We start from the raw sequence: 14394 nt of genomic DNA, 5'->3' as shown, positions 1-14394 counted from the left end.
ATTAGAATTTTAGTTAACATTAAATTGTAGATAAACTTCGTAACTTTGTAGCCCTAACTTTTGTCCCTAAACAAATGAAATTCCAAGTCGTATCTGATTACAAACCTAAAGGAGACCAACCTCAAGCCATTGAAAAATTAGCTCAGGGCATTATTGATGGAGAACAATTCCAAACCCTTTTAGGAGTTACGGGATCTGGTAAAACATTTACGGTGGCCAATGTCATTCAGGAAGTACAGCGTCCCACTCTGGTATTGGCACACAACAAAACCCTGGCAGCGCAATTGTATTCAGAATTCAAGCAATTTTTCCCTAATAATGCTGTGGAATATTTCGTTTCTTATTACGATTATTACCAGCCCGAAGCTTTTATGCCGGTTACAGGCGTTTTTATCGAAAAAGACTTATCTATCAATGAAGAACTCGAAAAAATGCGTTTAAGCACAACTTCTTCATTGCTTTCAGGTCGAAGAGATATTCTGGTCGTAGCATCAGTTTCTTGCTTGTACGGTATTGGAAATCCTGTCGAATTTCAGAAAAACGTAATTGCAATTGAACGGGATCAGGAAATTTCCAGAACCAAATTATTACATTCCTTAGTACAAAGTTTGTATTCCAGAACGGAAGCTGATTTCAATCCTGGAAATTTCAGAATCAAAGGTGACACAGTCGAAGTTTTTCCAAGTTATGCTGATGACGCTTACAGAATTCATTTCTTTGGAGACGAAATCGAAGAAATAGAATCTTTCGATGTTAAAACTTCCAAAGTTATTGAACGTTTCAACCAACTTACTATTTATCCCGCCAATATGTTCGTGACTTCGCCAGATGTTTTACAAAATGCTATCTGGCAAATTCAACAGGATTTGGTTAAACAAGTGGATTATTTCAAAGAAATTGGCAAACATCTCGAAGCAAAACGACTGGAAGAAAGAACCAATTTCGATTTAGAAATGATTCGTGAATTAGGATATTGTTCCGGAATTGAGAATTATTCGCGTTATTTAGACGGCCGTGAAGCAGGTACAAGACCTTTCTGTTTGTTAGATTATTTCCCGAAAGATTATTTAATGGTTGTTGACGAAAGTCACGTAACGGTTTCACAGGTACACGCTATGTATGGTGGAGACAGAAGCCGAAAAGAAAATCTGGTAGAATATGGTTTCCGACTTCCTGCTGCTATGGACAACCGTCCGTTGAAATTTGAAGAATTTGAAGCCATGCAAAATCAGGTAATTTACGTTTCAGCAACTCCTGCTGATTACGAATTGCAAAAAACAGATGGAGTTTATGTAGAACAGATTATTCGACCAACAGGTTTATTAGATCCTATTATCGAAATTCGTCCAAGTTTAAATCAAATTGATGATTTGATTGAGGAAATCCAGCAACGCTGCGAATTAGACGAACGTGTTTTGGTCACTACTTTAACCAAAAGAATGGCTGAAGAATTGGCTAAATATTTGACCAAAGTTAATATTCGTTGCCGTTACATTCATTCTGATGTAGATACTTTAGAACGAATAGAAATTATGCAGGATTTACGTAAAGGAATCTTCGACGTTTTAATTGGTGTCAACTTATTGCGTGAAGGTCTGGATTTACCTGAGGTTTCACTAGTAGCTATTCTGGATGCAGATAAAGAAGGATTTTTACGTTCGCATCGTTCGCTGACACAAACTATTGGTCGTGCGGCGAGAAACTTAAATGGAAAAGCAATTATGTATGCTGATAAAATTACAGACAGTATGCAAAAAACTATTGACGAAACCACTTACAGAAGAACCAAACAATCTAATTTTAATACGGCTAACAATATTGTTCCACAGGCATTAAACAAGAAAATCGACAGTGCATTTACCAAAAATCCTTTGGTAGAATATGAACTTGGGCACACTTTAAATACTGCAGCAGAAACTGTAAACGAATATTTATCGAAAGAAGAAATTGAAAAACGCATTCGCGAAAAGCGTAAATCAATGGAGAAAGCCGCAAAAGAACTTGATTTTATGCAGGCAGCAAAATTACGTGATGAAATAAAAAAATTACAGGAACAACTTGCCTAATAATTCACATCGTCACTAAAAATATCCCATAAAACATCATCCGAAATAATGTTATTAGGTGCATTTTTGACCTTTTTTATTAACTTTTTAATTGCATCAGTATCTAATCCCATACTAATTGCGATATGAACAATCAAATCTGGATCCTGTGTATATAAAACACCATCGTTTTGAAAGAAAACAACTAATTTATAAAATTGTTTAATTCGGGCTAATTTGAGATTTTCAGGTAATTTTGGCAATTCATGATTTAATAAATCAATAAAACCTCCTTTTTCATAATCCAATTCATTGGCTATTAAAAATAAAAAATCATATCCCTTTTTATTCAATTGACCATCAACTGTTGCAAAAGCAATCATCTCCAAAAGCAATTTCTTTTTTTCTTCACAAGTATCCATATCATAAATAATTTTAGCTAAAATATCATTTTTTATAATAATAACCCAAAGAAAATCTGCTAATTAAACATTTTAATTGAAAAATCACATTTTTTTCATAACTAAAAAAAGCTAAAAATCACAAAAAATTAACTTTTAAGCTTGTAAATACTTAGAACAAAAAACAGCATTTTAAAGAAAAATCTTTTATGCCTATACTTTTTTATTATATGTTTAAAATGAGGTAAACAAAAATCAGAAAATCAGAAATCTGCATCTGCATCAAATAATATTCATTTTTATAGCTTAATTTTATCAAAAACAAGACTATTATGGAATTGATTATTAGAGAATACGAGCTAAAATTAAGGCACACTTTTACAATATCCAGAGAGTCAATTGACATTCAGCCTTCTTTAATTGTACAATTAAAAAATGGTGGATTCTCTGGATACGGCGAAGCAACTTCTAATCCTTATTACAATATTACGGTTGCAATGATGAAACAGGATTTAGAAGCAATCAAACCTTTAATTGAATCTACTACCGATGAAACTCCGGAGCAATTTTGGGATAAAGTATATCCTCATTTAAAACATGACATGTTTGCGCTTTGTGCTTTAGACATAGCTTATACTGATTTATATGCCCGTCAAAAAGGAAAGAAACTGCATGAGTTATGGGATTACAATATCGAAAGAAATCCGTTGACAAATTACACCATCGGGATTGATTCTATTGATAAAATGGTGGCTAAAATGAAAGAACTTCCCTGGCCTATTTATAAAATAAAATTAGGAACCAAAGATGATATTGCTATCGTTAAAGCATTAAGAGAACATACTGATGCTATTTTTAGAATTGATGCTAATTGTGGCTGGGAAATAGAAGAAACACTCAATAATGCTATAGAATTAAAGAAACTTGGTGTAGAATTTCTGGAGCAACCCTTAAAAGCAGACGACTGGAAAGGACATGAAATTCTTTTTAAACATTCGGTTTTACCAATTATTGCTGACGAAAGCTGTATTATCGAACAAGATGTTGCTAAATGTTACCATCATTTTCATGGAATCAATATCAAATTAGTAAAATGTGGCGGTTTGACTCCTGCCCGAAGAATGATTCAGCAAGCCAAGAAATTAGGATTAAAAACAATGGTAGGCTGTATGACAGAATCTTCGGTTGGAATTTCGGCAATTGCTCATTTATTACCGCAATTAGATTATGTTGACATGGATGGCGCTTTACTTTTATCTGAAGATATTGCCAGCGGTGTTTTGATTAAAGATGGAAAAGTAGGCTATTCTCATCTTAATGGTACAGGTGTTGTTCTAAAATAACATTGATGAAAGTAAACCAATTTCCGGATCGTGTTGTAAAAATCGACAATGAAAAATATTTATATTTTGGCGGTACTGCTTATTTAGGCTTACCGCCAAATAAAAAATTCCAAAAAATACTTTGCAAAAATATTATTCAATGGGGGTCAGCCTATGGAAGTTCCAGAAATGCTAATATCCAATTGACCGCCTATGAAAAAGGAGAAAAATTTCTGGCTGAATTTATCAAATCCGAAGCTGCAATTACCGTTTCATCAGGAATGCTTGCCGGACAATTAGTCATTAACACCTTAGAATCCGAAACCGCTATTTTTTATCATTTTCCTGATACTCATATTGCAATTTCAAAAACAGCAAGTCTTCCTTTTTTCATCAATAATCAAATAAATCCACGATTATTAGATGATAAACCTGAAAAAATTGCGATTTTAACTGATGCTGTGGCTACAAATTCTGTAACTCCGGTTGCTCTTTCGGCTTTAGAACAAATTTCAAAATACAAAGAAATTACTTTAGTTATTGACGAATCTCATTCGTTAGGAATTTTAGGTAATAATGGTTGTGGTATTTTTTCGAATAGCAATTTATCGAATATCAAACGAAAAATAATGATTGCTTCATTAGGAAAAGCCATGGGATTATCGGGAGGTGTAATTGCAAGCGATATTGATTTTATCAAAAAAATAAAACAAAACAATATCTTTACAGCAAGCGCAGGAATGAATCCAGCATTTGTAAAAACCTTCGCCGATGCTGAATTACTATATCTAAAACAACATCAAAAACTGCAAGAAAATTTGAAGTATATCGATTCAAAATTACTTCCCAATAACAATATCCTTTTCGACAAAAATTACCCTGTAATTTATCCTAAAATCGATAATATAAACGCTGTTCTTACTTCGAATAAAATCATTATAACCAATTTTAAGTACACTTCAGAAGAAGATTACCTGAATAGAATTATCATTACTGCTAATCATAAAAAAAAGGATTTGGATAAAATAATTAAAATCCTCAATCAATACCAAAACAAAGATGAGTAGCCAATGCTATAATAATGTACCTTTGTAAAAAATACAACAATGACAAATAACGATATCTTTAAAAAACTACGCGTAGCTTTAATGTTGCGTGACGACCAAATTGTAGAAATATTAGAATTAGTCGATTTTAGAATTTCTAAATCAGAATTAGGCGCTTTTTTCCGTGATGAAAAACACCCTAATTATGTAGAATGTGGTGACCAGGTATTGCGTAATTTTTTAAACGGATTAGTTATTCATTTGCGTGGAACAAAAGAAAACCCTAAGAATCCGAATGAAGTTTTAGCAAAACACAAAGCTGAAATTCCAGCAAAAGCTAAAGAAATACCTAAAACCCAGGCAATAACCAGTAAACCTGATTTTAAGAAAAAGCCTTCTTCAAAAAAAGCAGCACCAAAAATTCAAGTTGTAGAAAAAGTAAAATACAATAATGGTAAAAATAAAAAGTCTTAAATACTTTTGTTTTTCAAAATAAAAAATCCCGTTCCGATAGCTATCGAAACGGGATTTTACTTTAATTGTACCTTTGGATTATTTAGTAAACTTAACTAAAAAGCTAAGTCCTCTACCGGCAGGTAATTCTGCACTTGATAGTTTTTGGTAATTCAAAGTGTTTTTAATGTAATAATTCAAATCTTCATTAGCAGCATTAGTACTTAATACTACTATTTCATTATTCTCATTAATTGTAATTCTTACTTTAACTATAACATCTTGCTCTAATCCGCTAAATGAGGAATAATTATTAAGCAACTTAGTTATTTCCTTATAAGTATCATTTAAAGCTACTGGATCTTTAGCTGGCTTTTCTGCGGCAAACGCTGTTGTTAAAAATAAAGTAACAACAACTGATAAAATTAATTTTTTCATGATTTCTTCGTTTTAATTAGAATTAAATTGTTTCCAGATTTCATTTGTAAAAGTAAAGAAAAGACCTATTCAAAAAACAAATAAATCATTGATAACGTGCGATTTACGATTTGAAGAAAAATAAATTAGAAAAAATAACAGCTGAATAAAAAAAACATACTATTTTTTTATTATTATCATAAATATTAGAAATACATTAAATAAAAATCATTGCATTTCGTCGATTTATTAAATAACTTATGAAATATTCAGTTTAAAATCACTCTAAATAACAAATCCTGACTCCGTTTTAAAACGAAATCAGGATTTTTTAAGTTAAAAAGTGTGTTGAATTATTTAGCAAATCGAACTAAAAATACAAGCCCTTTTCCTGTTTCTAATTCTTGAGCAGATAACTTTTGATAGTTCAAAGTATTTTTGATATAATAATTCAAATCTTCGTTTTCAGCATTAGTACTCAAAACTACAATTTCATGATTTTCATTGATTGCAATTTTCACTTTTACCAAAACGTCCTGGTCTAATCCTCCTAAATTAGGATACGTATTTAATAATCTTGTTAATTCTTTGTAAGTCTCATCAAAATTTTTTGCTGTTTTTGGAGACTTATCCGCAGCAAATGCTGTACCCATAAATAAAGTAACGATAACAGATAAAAATAAATTTTTCATGATTTCTTTGTTTTTAATTACAGTTCAAAATTACTACAGAACTCCATCATAAAAACCACAAAAACAATTACTTAACCTAAAGATAAAAAACTACTTTTTTATCTTTTTATCAGTTCTAAAAACTATCAGTATAAAAAGTGAGTCCTTTCTAAAAAATAATCTCTAAAATTATATTAATCTCATAAAAAGAAATAAAACATCAAAAAAAGCATTAATCAGCCCGATAATATTAAATTAATACAAACAATAATAATGTAGCTTAGAATTGATTGAAAATAAAAAATCCTGTTCGCCGCGGCGAACAGGATTTAGATATATAACTAAGTTTCTTAATTAAGAAAGTGCAGCTTGTACCTGATCAGCAGCTTCCTGGAATTGAACAGCTGATAAAATTGGCATTCCAGAATTGTCGATTAATTCTTTTGCAATTTCAGCGTTAGTTCCTTGTAAACGAACAATGATTGGCACTTTAATAGCGTCACCCATGTTTTTGTAAGCATCAACAACACCCTGAGCAACACGGTCACAACGAACGATTCCTCCAAAAATGTTAATCAGGATAGCTTTTACGTTTGGATCTTTTAAGATAATACGGAAAGCTGTTTCAACACGTTTTGCATCAGCAGTTCCTCCTACATCAAGGAAGTTCGCTGGTTCAAAACCTGCATATTTAATTAAATCCATAGTTGCCATTGCAAGACCTGCACCGTTTACCATACATCCTACAGTACCGTCAAGATCTACATAGTTCAATCCTACTTCTTTAGCTTCAACTTCAATTGGGTTTTCTTCAAGAATATCACGCATTTCAGCATACGCTTTTTGTCTGTATAATGCGTTATCATCAATATTTACTTTAGCATCAACAGCTAAGATTTTATTATCAGATGTTTTTAAAACTGGGTTGATTTCAAACATAGAAGCATCAGAACCAATATAAGCTTTGTATAATGCATCGATGAATTTCACCATTTCTTTGAAAGCGTTTCCTGAAAGACCTAAGTTAAAAGCAACTCTTCTAGCCTGGAAACCTTGTAATCCTACAGCAGGATCAATTTCTTCAGTAAAAATTAAATGTGGTGTGTGTTCAGCCACATCTTCGATATCCATTCCACCTTCAGTAGAATACATAATCATATTACGACCTGTTGCTCTGTTTAATAATACAGAAACATAAAATTCAGAAGTTTCAGATTCACCTGGATAGTAAACATCCTCAGCGATTAAAACTTTGTGAACTTTTTTACCCTCTGCAGAAGTTTGAGGAGTAATTAATTGCATTCCGATAATTTCGCTAGCAACTCCTTCTACCTTATCAATTCCTTTGGCAAGTTTAACTCCACCACCTTTTCCACGTCCACCTGCGTGAATTTGTGCTTTAACAACATACCAGCTTGTTCCTGTTTCAGTTGTTAATTGTTTAGCAGCAGCAACTGCTTCTACTGGACTATTAGCAACAATACCGCGTTGAACGCGAACTCCATAGCTAGCTAAAATCTCTTTTCCTTGATATTCGTGTATGTTCATAATATAGAATTTGTCTGAATCTGATTTTATTTTTATTAAATAAGTCCGACAAAAGTAGCAAAAATGAACTTAAAACTGAAAACTTTTTAACGATTTAAAATATCTTATAAATAAAGTTAAAAAAAGATGCTTTTGAGTTCTTTTTTTCAGCGAAAAAAAGATTTTGCAGAAGAAAAAGAAGCAAAAAGACGTTTTTTCATTGAATATAACAAAAATGAATTTAAAAAAATAAGAAATAATTGTCAAAATATTGACCAAAAACCGTAGTTACATTAACAATTTGTTAATACATAGCTCAAATAATGCAATAATTATTATTTATTATACTTTTTTCTATTATTCCTGTAAAAGTAGCTCATAATGCATTTAATCGATGGATTATATTTAATGAAATAGCTACTTTTGTAAAAAAAATTATCAAGCATGAAAGTTAAAGAACAAGGCCTTTATTTGCCAGAATTCGAGCATGAAAACTGTGGAGCTGGTTTTATCTGCAACCTTAAAGGTGAGAAGACAAATCAAATTATTCACGACGCATTAGAAATTCTAGTAAAATTAGAACACCGTGGTGGTGTAAGTGCTGACGGAAAAACGGGAGATGGAGCTGGACTTTTGATTGACATTCCTCACGAATATTTCAATAGAGTTTGTGATTTCCAATTACCTGCTGCTCGTGAGTATGCTGTGGGAATGGTGTTTTTGCCAAAAATCAAAAACCAATATGTTTTTTGCAAAGACGTATTTGAAAAAGAAATCAAAGCACAAGGACTTACTGTTTTAGGATGGAGAGAAGTTCCTGTAGATTCTAGCCAGTTAGGTGAAATCGCTTTGGCTTCTGAACCAACTATCGAACAAATTTTCGTAGGTAAAAGTGAAGCTATTGAAGAAGCTACTTTTAAAGCGAAATTATATGCTGCACGTAAAATTACAGAACACGCTATTGCTAATTCTAAAATATCGCAAAGTTCTTATTTTTACTTACCTAGTTTATCTACTACTACCTTAATATATAAAGGTATCATTATGCCTGAGGATATTGGGCCATATTATACTGACTTACAACAAACGGATTTAGTAACCCGTTTAGCGTTAGTACACCAACGTTTTTCTACAAATACAATGCCTACATGGGAATTGTCTCAGCCTTTTAGATACATGTGTCAAAATGGTGAGATCAATACATTAAGAGGTAACGTAAGTAGAATGCGTGTGCGTGAAGAAATCATGAAAAGTGATGTCTTTGGACCACAAATCGAAAAATTATTCCCAATTATTCTTCCTGGAAAATCAGATTCTGCTTCTATGGATATGGTTGTTGAATTATTAACACATACAGGACGTTCATTACCAGAAGTAATGATGATGATGATTCCTGAAGCATGGGAAAAACACAAAACCATGTCAGAAGAAAGAAAAGCATTCTACGAGTACAATGCTTGTATCATGGAGCCATGGGACGGACCAGCTTCTGTACCTTTCTCTGATGGAGATTACGTAGGAGCATTATTAGACCGTAACGGTTTAAGACCTTCTCGTTATACTGTAACTAAGAGTGGTAAATTGATTATGGCATCTGAAATTGGTGTTGTAACTGTTGAACCGGAAGATGTAGAAAGCCACGGTAGATTAGAGCCAGGAAAAATGTTCTTGGTAGATATGAACGAAGGACGTATTATTAATGATGAGGAAATCAAAAGCAAAATTGTTTCTGAAAGACCTTACCAGGAATGGTTGAAACAATACCGTTTGAACTTAAAAGACGTTCCTACTACAACTAAGGCTTGTCCAATAGAAACTATCGATTTACCTACAAGAGAGCGTTTATTTAACTATACATTAGAGGATATTCAGGATATGATTACTCCAATGGCTCAGGCTGGAAAAGAAGCTTTGGGTTCTATGGGTATCGATACTCCTCTTGCTGTATTGTCAGACAGACCACAATTAATCCCTAACTATTTCAAACAATTATTCGCTCAGGTTACTAACCCACCTTTGGATGGTATCCGTGAAGAAATTGTAACTGATATCAGTTTAGCTTTAGGTCAGGACAGAAATATTTTTGATATTTCAAGCAAACAATGTAGAAAATTAAGAATTCAAAATCCGGTTATTTCTAACGATGACTTAGAAAAAATCAGAAACATTGATATCGATAACTTCAAGGCTGAAACTATTGAAATCTTATACAAAAAAGAAAAAGGTTTAAATGGTTTAGAAAATGCTTTAGAAGATATCATCACACAAATCAGTAAAGCGGTTGACAGAGGAACTAACATCATTATCTTATCTGATAGAGGTGTTAATAAAGAATTCGCTCCAATTCCTGCTTTATTAGCTTGTTCTTATGTTCACCACCAAATGAACCGTTTACGTAAGCGTTCTTACTTCGATATCATAATCGAATCAGCTGAACCACGTGAACCACACCATTTTGCAACTTTATTTGGTTACGGTGCAAGTGCAATTAACCCTTACATGGTAAACGAAATCATTCGTGTACAAGTACAGGAAGGTTTTATCACTGGAATTAGCGAACAAAAAGCAGTTGATAACTTCAACAAAGCAATTGGTTCAGGATTATTAAAAATCATGAACAAAATTGGAATCTCTACTTTACATTCCTACAGAGGTTCTCAAATTTTCGAAATTGTTGGTTTCAACTCTAAATTTGTTCAAAAATACTTCCCTTACACTGCTTCAAGAATTGAAGGTATTGGATTGTATGAAATTGAAAAAGAAATTAGCGAAAGATATAACTATGCTTACCCGGATGTATTAATTCCTAACCGTTTAGGATTAAACATTGGTGGAGAGTACAGATGGAGACGTAACGGGGAAAGACACATGTTCAACCCTACTACTATTGCTAAATTGCAACAGGCAGTACGTTTAAGTGATCAGGATAGTTATGATGTTTATGCAAAAACTGTAAACGATCAGGCTAAGAGTTTAATGACTATTCGTGGTTTATTTGAATTCGATAACTTAGATCCAATTCCATTAGACGAAGTAGAACCATGGACTGATATCGTAAAACGTTTCAAAACCGGAGCGATGTCTTACGGATCTATCTCTAGAGAAGCACACGAGAACTTAGCTATCGCTATGAACCGTATTGGAGGAAAATCTAATTCAGGTGAAGGTGGAGAAGACAGAACTCGTTTCCAGCCAGACGTAAACGGTGACAGCCGTAACTCGGCTATCAAGCAAGTAGCTTCTGGACGTTTTGGAGTAACTTCTCACTACTTATCTAGTGCAAAAGAGATTCAGATTAAAATGGCTCAGGGTGCTAAACCAGGAGAAGGTGGACAATTACCAGGTGAGAAAGTATTGCCTTGGATTGCATCGGCTCGTAACTCAACTCCTTTCGTAGGATTGATTTCACCTCCGCCACACCACGATATTTACTCAATCGAAGATTTAGCGCAATTAATTTTCGACTTGAAAAATGCTAACAGAGAAGCACGTATCAACGTGAAATTAGTATCTGAAGTAGGTGTTGGAACAATTGCAGCGGGTGTTGCTAAAGCAAAAGCTGACGTTGTATTAATTGCTGGTTATGATGGTGGTACAGGAGCTTCTCCATTAACTTCATTGAAACACGCAGGTCTTCCTTGGGAACTTGGATTGGCCGAAGCACAACAAACTTTAGTATTAAACAACCTAAGAAGCCGTATTGTTGTAGAATGTGACGGACAGTTAAAAACAGGACGTGACGTAGCTATCGCTGCTTTATTAGGTGCTGAAGAATTTGGTTTTGCTACTGCTCCACTTGTAGCTTCAGGATGTATCATGATGCGTAAATGTCACTTGAATACTTGCCCTGTAGGTATTGCTACTCAAGACAAAGAATTACGTAAAAACTTCAAAGGAACTCCTGAGCACGTTATTAACTTCTTCTACTATGTTGCTGAAGAGTTAAGAGGTATCATGGCGCAACTTGGATTCAGAACTTTAGAAGAAATGATTGGTCAAACACACAAAATCAATTCTAATAAAGCGATTAACCACTACAAAGCAAAAGGTTTAGATTTATCATCTATTTTACATAGACCTGATACTTATAAATACAAAACGGTTCGTAATACAGAGAAACAAGATCACGGATTAGACAACGTAATGGATTTCCAAATCCTAAAAGATTCTCACCGTGCTTTGTACAGAAAAGAAAAAATGACCTTAGAATATCCTATTAAAAATACCGACCGTTCAGTGGGAGCTATTGTTAGTAACGAAATTTCTAAAATATATGGCCACTTAGGTTTACCAGAAGATACTTTGAACATTAATTTCACAGGTTCTGCAGGACAAAGTTTAGGAGCATTTAGTGCACACGGATTAACTTTTACTGTTGAAGGAAATACAAATGACTATTTAGGAAAAGGATTATCTGGAGCCAAATTAATCATCAAAAAACCAGCAAAATCTACTTTTGTTGCCTCAGAAAACATCATCGTAGGAAACGTTTGTTTATTTGGAGCTATTGAAGGAGAAGCTTACATCAACGGTATTGCAGGAGAGCGTTTTGCAGTTCGTAACTCAGGTGCTATTGCAGTAGTTGAAGGTGTGGGAGATCACGGTTGTGAGTACATGACCGGTGGTAAAGTAGTTGTTCTTGGTAAAACAGGAAGAAACTTTGCAGCAGGTATGAGTGGTGGTATCGCCTATATTTATGATCCTCAACACAAATTCAAAAATGGTTTATGTAATACTGAAACTATCGAATTTGAGACAGTTGAAGGAGAAGAAGCTAACGAATTGAAAACATTAATAGAAAGACACGTAGAGTACACAAACAGTACAAAAGGTATCGAATTATTAAGCAATTGGGAGACTAGCTTAGAAAATTTTGTAAAAGTAATGCCTACAGAGTACAAAAAAGCATTAAAGCGTTTGGAAACTGAGGAACAAATGGTAGAAGAATTAACAGCATAATACAATGGGAAAAGTAACAGGTTTTAAAGAATTCGAAAGAAAAGATGAATCATACACATCAGTACAAGAGCGTGTAGGACATTATAAAGAATTTACAGTTCCTTTGAGTGAAGCTGAAATTACAAAACAAGGATCACGTTGTATGGATTGTGGTATTCCATTTTGCCATAGTGGATGTCCGTTAGGGAATTTAATCCCTGATTTCAACCACATGGTACACCAGGGAGAATGGCAAAAAGCTTCGTGGATACTACATTCAACAAATAACTTCCCTGAATTTACAGGACGTTTATGTCCTGCACCATGTGAAAAAGCATGTGTATTAGGGATTATTAATGACCCAATTTCTATTGAGAACATAGAAAAAAATATTGTGGAGCGTGCGTTTGCGGAAGGATGGATTAAACCTCAACCTCCAAAAACAAGAACTGGTAAAACAGTTGCCATTGTAGGTTCTGGACCTGCTGGTTTAGCTGCTGCACAACAATTAAACAGAGCAGGACACACTGTTACTGTTTTCGAAAGAGACAACGCTATTGGTGGTCTATTACGTTACGGAATTCCTAATTTCAAAATGGAAAAAGGAATTATCGATCGTCGTGTAGCTATCTTAGAAGCTGAAGGAATCACTTTCAAAGTAAACACTAATGTTGGTGTAAACTATGACATCAATGACTTGAAAGCTTTTGATTCCATCGTACTTTGTGGTGGAGCAACAGAAAGAAGAGGCTTACCTACTCCTGGTGCTGATGCAGATGGTGTAGTTCAGGCAATGGATTTCTTAACACAACAAACAAAAGTTGTTTTTGGAGAAAAAATTGAAAATCAAGTTTTAGCAACTGGTAAAGATGTAATCGTAATTGGTGGTGGAGATACAGGTTCTGACTGTGTGGGTACATCAAACCGTCACGGTGCTAAATCAGTTACTAACTTTGAGATTATGCCAAAACCTCCAGTAGAGAGAAGTGCCTCTACTCCTTGGCCTTACTGGCCGCTACAATTAAAAACTTCTTCTTCTCATAAAGAAGGAGCTGAAAGAAACTGGTTAATTAACACCAAAGAATTCATCAAAGATGCTAATGGTAAATTAATTGCTCTTAAAACAGTTAATGTAGAATGGAAAATGGTTCCTGGACAACGTCCTGAACTAATTGAAATTGCTGGTTCTGAAAAAACCTGGCCATGTGACTTAGCTTTATTAGCTTTAGGTTTTACAGGTCCTGAAAAAACATTAAGCAGTCAATTAGGTATTGAACTTGACTTTAGAAGTAATTACAAAGCGGAATATGGTAAATACCAAACTAATATTCCAAATATCTTTACAGCTGGTGATATGCGTCGTGGACAATCTTTAATTGTTTGGGCAATTTCAGAAGGTCGTGAAGCTGCAAGACAAGTAGATTTATACTTAATGGGGTCAACTAACTTACCTACTAAAGAAGGTGGTGATTTACCTGCATTGTAAGAAATCAATAAATATTCAAAAAGGCTATCTGGAAGTAATTTCAGATAGCCTTTTTACTTTTTACTCGTGACAAATTGTGACAAAAAAC

Annotated in this window: 10 protein-coding genes; 6 read left to right on the top strand and 4 right to left on the bottom strand. The window is 33.8% G+C overall.

The features are described from left to right. The first annotated feature begins 74 nt into the window (after nucleotides 1-74). Complete coding sequence (gene uvrB / locus FEM21_RS03335) at nucleotides 75-2066, top strand: excinuclease ABC subunit UvrB (RefSeq protein ID WP_035657768.1); 1992 nt, start codon at nucleotides 75-77, stop codon at nucleotides 2064-2066. On the opposite strand, the gene FEM21_RS03330 is transcribed toward uvrB, so the two are convergent. Further along, the gene (locus FEM21_RS03330) at nucleotides 2063-2467 is read right to left on the bottom strand and encodes a hypothetical protein (protein WP_035657766.1); all 405 of its coding nucleotides are present in this window, start codon (nucleotides 2465-2467) and stop codon (nucleotides 2063-2065) included. The two genes, uvrB and FEM21_RS03330, sit on opposite strands and share 4 nt — an antisense overlap. A gap of 311 nt (nucleotides 2468-2778) precedes the next feature. On the opposite strand from FEM21_RS03330, the gene FEM21_RS03325 reads away from it, so the two are divergent. From FEM21_RS03325 to FEM21_RS03315, 3 genes are read left to right on the top strand one after another with little or no spacing between them, the layout of a single operon-like run. Next, nucleotides 2779-3789, top strand: coding sequence for a dipeptide epimerase (locus FEM21_RS03325; protein ID WP_035657765.1), 1011 nt, complete (start codon nucleotides 2779-2781; stop codon nucleotides 3787-3789). Between the two features lie 5 nt (nucleotides 3790-3794). Then, nucleotides 3795-4835 (top strand): aminotransferase class I/II-fold pyridoxal phosphate-dependent enzyme, encoded by a 1041-nt coding sequence (locus FEM21_RS03320; protein ID WP_035657762.1) that lies wholly within the window; start codon nucleotides 3795-3797, stop codon nucleotides 4833-4835. A gap of 39 nt (nucleotides 4836-4874) precedes the next feature. Then, the gene (locus FEM21_RS03315) at nucleotides 4875-5288 is read left to right on the top strand and encodes a DUF1456 family protein (protein ID WP_035657761.1); all 414 of its coding nucleotides are present in this window, start codon (nucleotides 4875-4877) and stop codon (nucleotides 5286-5288) included. A 78-nt stretch (nucleotides 5289-5366) separates the two neighbouring features. On the opposite strand, the gene FEM21_RS03310 is transcribed toward FEM21_RS03315, so the two are convergent. The 3 genes from FEM21_RS03310 to sucC form a co-directional block, all read right to left on the bottom strand. Next, nucleotides 5367-5705, bottom strand: coding sequence for a hypothetical protein (locus FEM21_RS03310; RefSeq protein WP_035657759.1), 339 nt, complete (start codon nucleotides 5703-5705; stop codon nucleotides 5367-5369). Nucleotides 5706-6037: 332 nt separating this feature from the next. Next, nucleotides 6038-6376 carry a hypothetical protein gene (locus FEM21_RS03305; RefSeq protein WP_035657756.1) on the bottom strand — a complete coding sequence of 113 codons (339 nt, stop codon included), beginning with the start codon at nucleotides 6374-6376 and terminating at the stop codon, nucleotides 6038-6040. A gap of 333 nt (nucleotides 6377-6709) precedes the next feature. Continuing rightward, complete coding sequence (gene sucC, locus FEM21_RS03300) at nucleotides 6710-7903, bottom strand: ADP-forming succinate--CoA ligase subunit beta (protein ID WP_035657754.1); 1194 nt, start codon at nucleotides 7901-7903, stop codon at nucleotides 6710-6712. Nucleotides 7904-8326: 423 nt separating this feature from the next. Between sucC and gltB the strand changes: the two genes are divergently transcribed. Continuing rightward, nucleotides 8327-12841, top strand: a complete 4515-nt coding sequence (gene gltB, locus FEM21_RS03295) for a glutamate synthase large subunit (RefSeq protein WP_035657752.1) — start codon at nucleotides 8327-8329, stop codon at nucleotides 12839-12841. A 4-nt stretch (nucleotides 12842-12845) separates the two neighbouring features. Beyond that, entirely contained in the window at nucleotides 12846-14306 is a 1461-nt protein-coding gene (locus FEM21_RS03290; RefSeq protein WP_035657750.1) for a glutamate synthase subunit beta, read from the top strand. Nucleotides 14307-14394 lie beyond the last annotated feature (88 nt).

The organism is Flavobacterium seoulense (assembly GCF_000695795.1).
In the GTDB taxonomy this organism is placed as follows: Bacteria; Bacteroidota; Bacteroidia; order Flavobacteriales; family Flavobacteriaceae; genus Flavobacterium; species Flavobacterium seoulense.
The sequence above is the reverse complement of the archived record's forward strand: the minus strand, read 5'-3'. Positions and strand labels throughout refer to the sequence as shown.

Excerpts from the sequence above, each read along its gene's own strand:
- FEM21_RS03315 (WP_035657761.1), top strand. The coding sequence starts at position 4,875 with ATGACAAATAACGATATCTTTAAAAAACTACGCGTAGCTTTAATGTTG.
- uvrB (WP_035657768.1), top strand. The coding sequence starts at position 75 with ATGAAATTCCAAGTCGTATCTGATTACAAACCTAAAGGAGACCAACCT.
- FEM21_RS03320 (WP_035657762.1), top strand. The coding sequence starts at position 3,795 with ATGAAAGTAAACCAATTTCCGGATCGTGTTGTAAAAATCGACAATGAA.
- sucC (WP_035657754.1), bottom strand. The coding sequence starts at position 7,903 with ATGAACATACACGAATATCAAGGAAAAGAGATTTTAGCTAGCTATGGA.
- FEM21_RS03330 (WP_035657766.1), bottom strand. The coding sequence starts at position 2,467 with ATGGATACTTGTGAAGAAAAAAAGAAATTGCTTTTGGAGATGATTGCT.
- FEM21_RS03305 (WP_035657756.1), bottom strand. The coding sequence starts at position 6,376 with ATGAAAAATTTATTTTTATCTGTTATCGTTACTTTATTTATGGGTACA.
- FEM21_RS03290 (WP_035657750.1), top strand. The coding sequence starts at position 12,846 with ATGGGAAAAGTAACAGGTTTTAAAGAATTCGAAAGAAAAGATGAATCA.
- FEM21_RS03310 (WP_035657759.1), bottom strand. The coding sequence starts at position 5,705 with ATGAAAAAATTAATTTTATCAGTTGTTGTTACTTTATTTTTAACAACA.
- gltB (WP_035657752.1), top strand. The coding sequence starts at position 8,327 with ATGAAAGTTAAAGAACAAGGCCTTTATTTGCCAGAATTCGAGCATGAA.
- FEM21_RS03325 (WP_035657765.1), top strand. The coding sequence starts at position 2,779 with ATGGAATTGATTATTAGAGAATACGAGCTAAAATTAAGGCACACTTTT.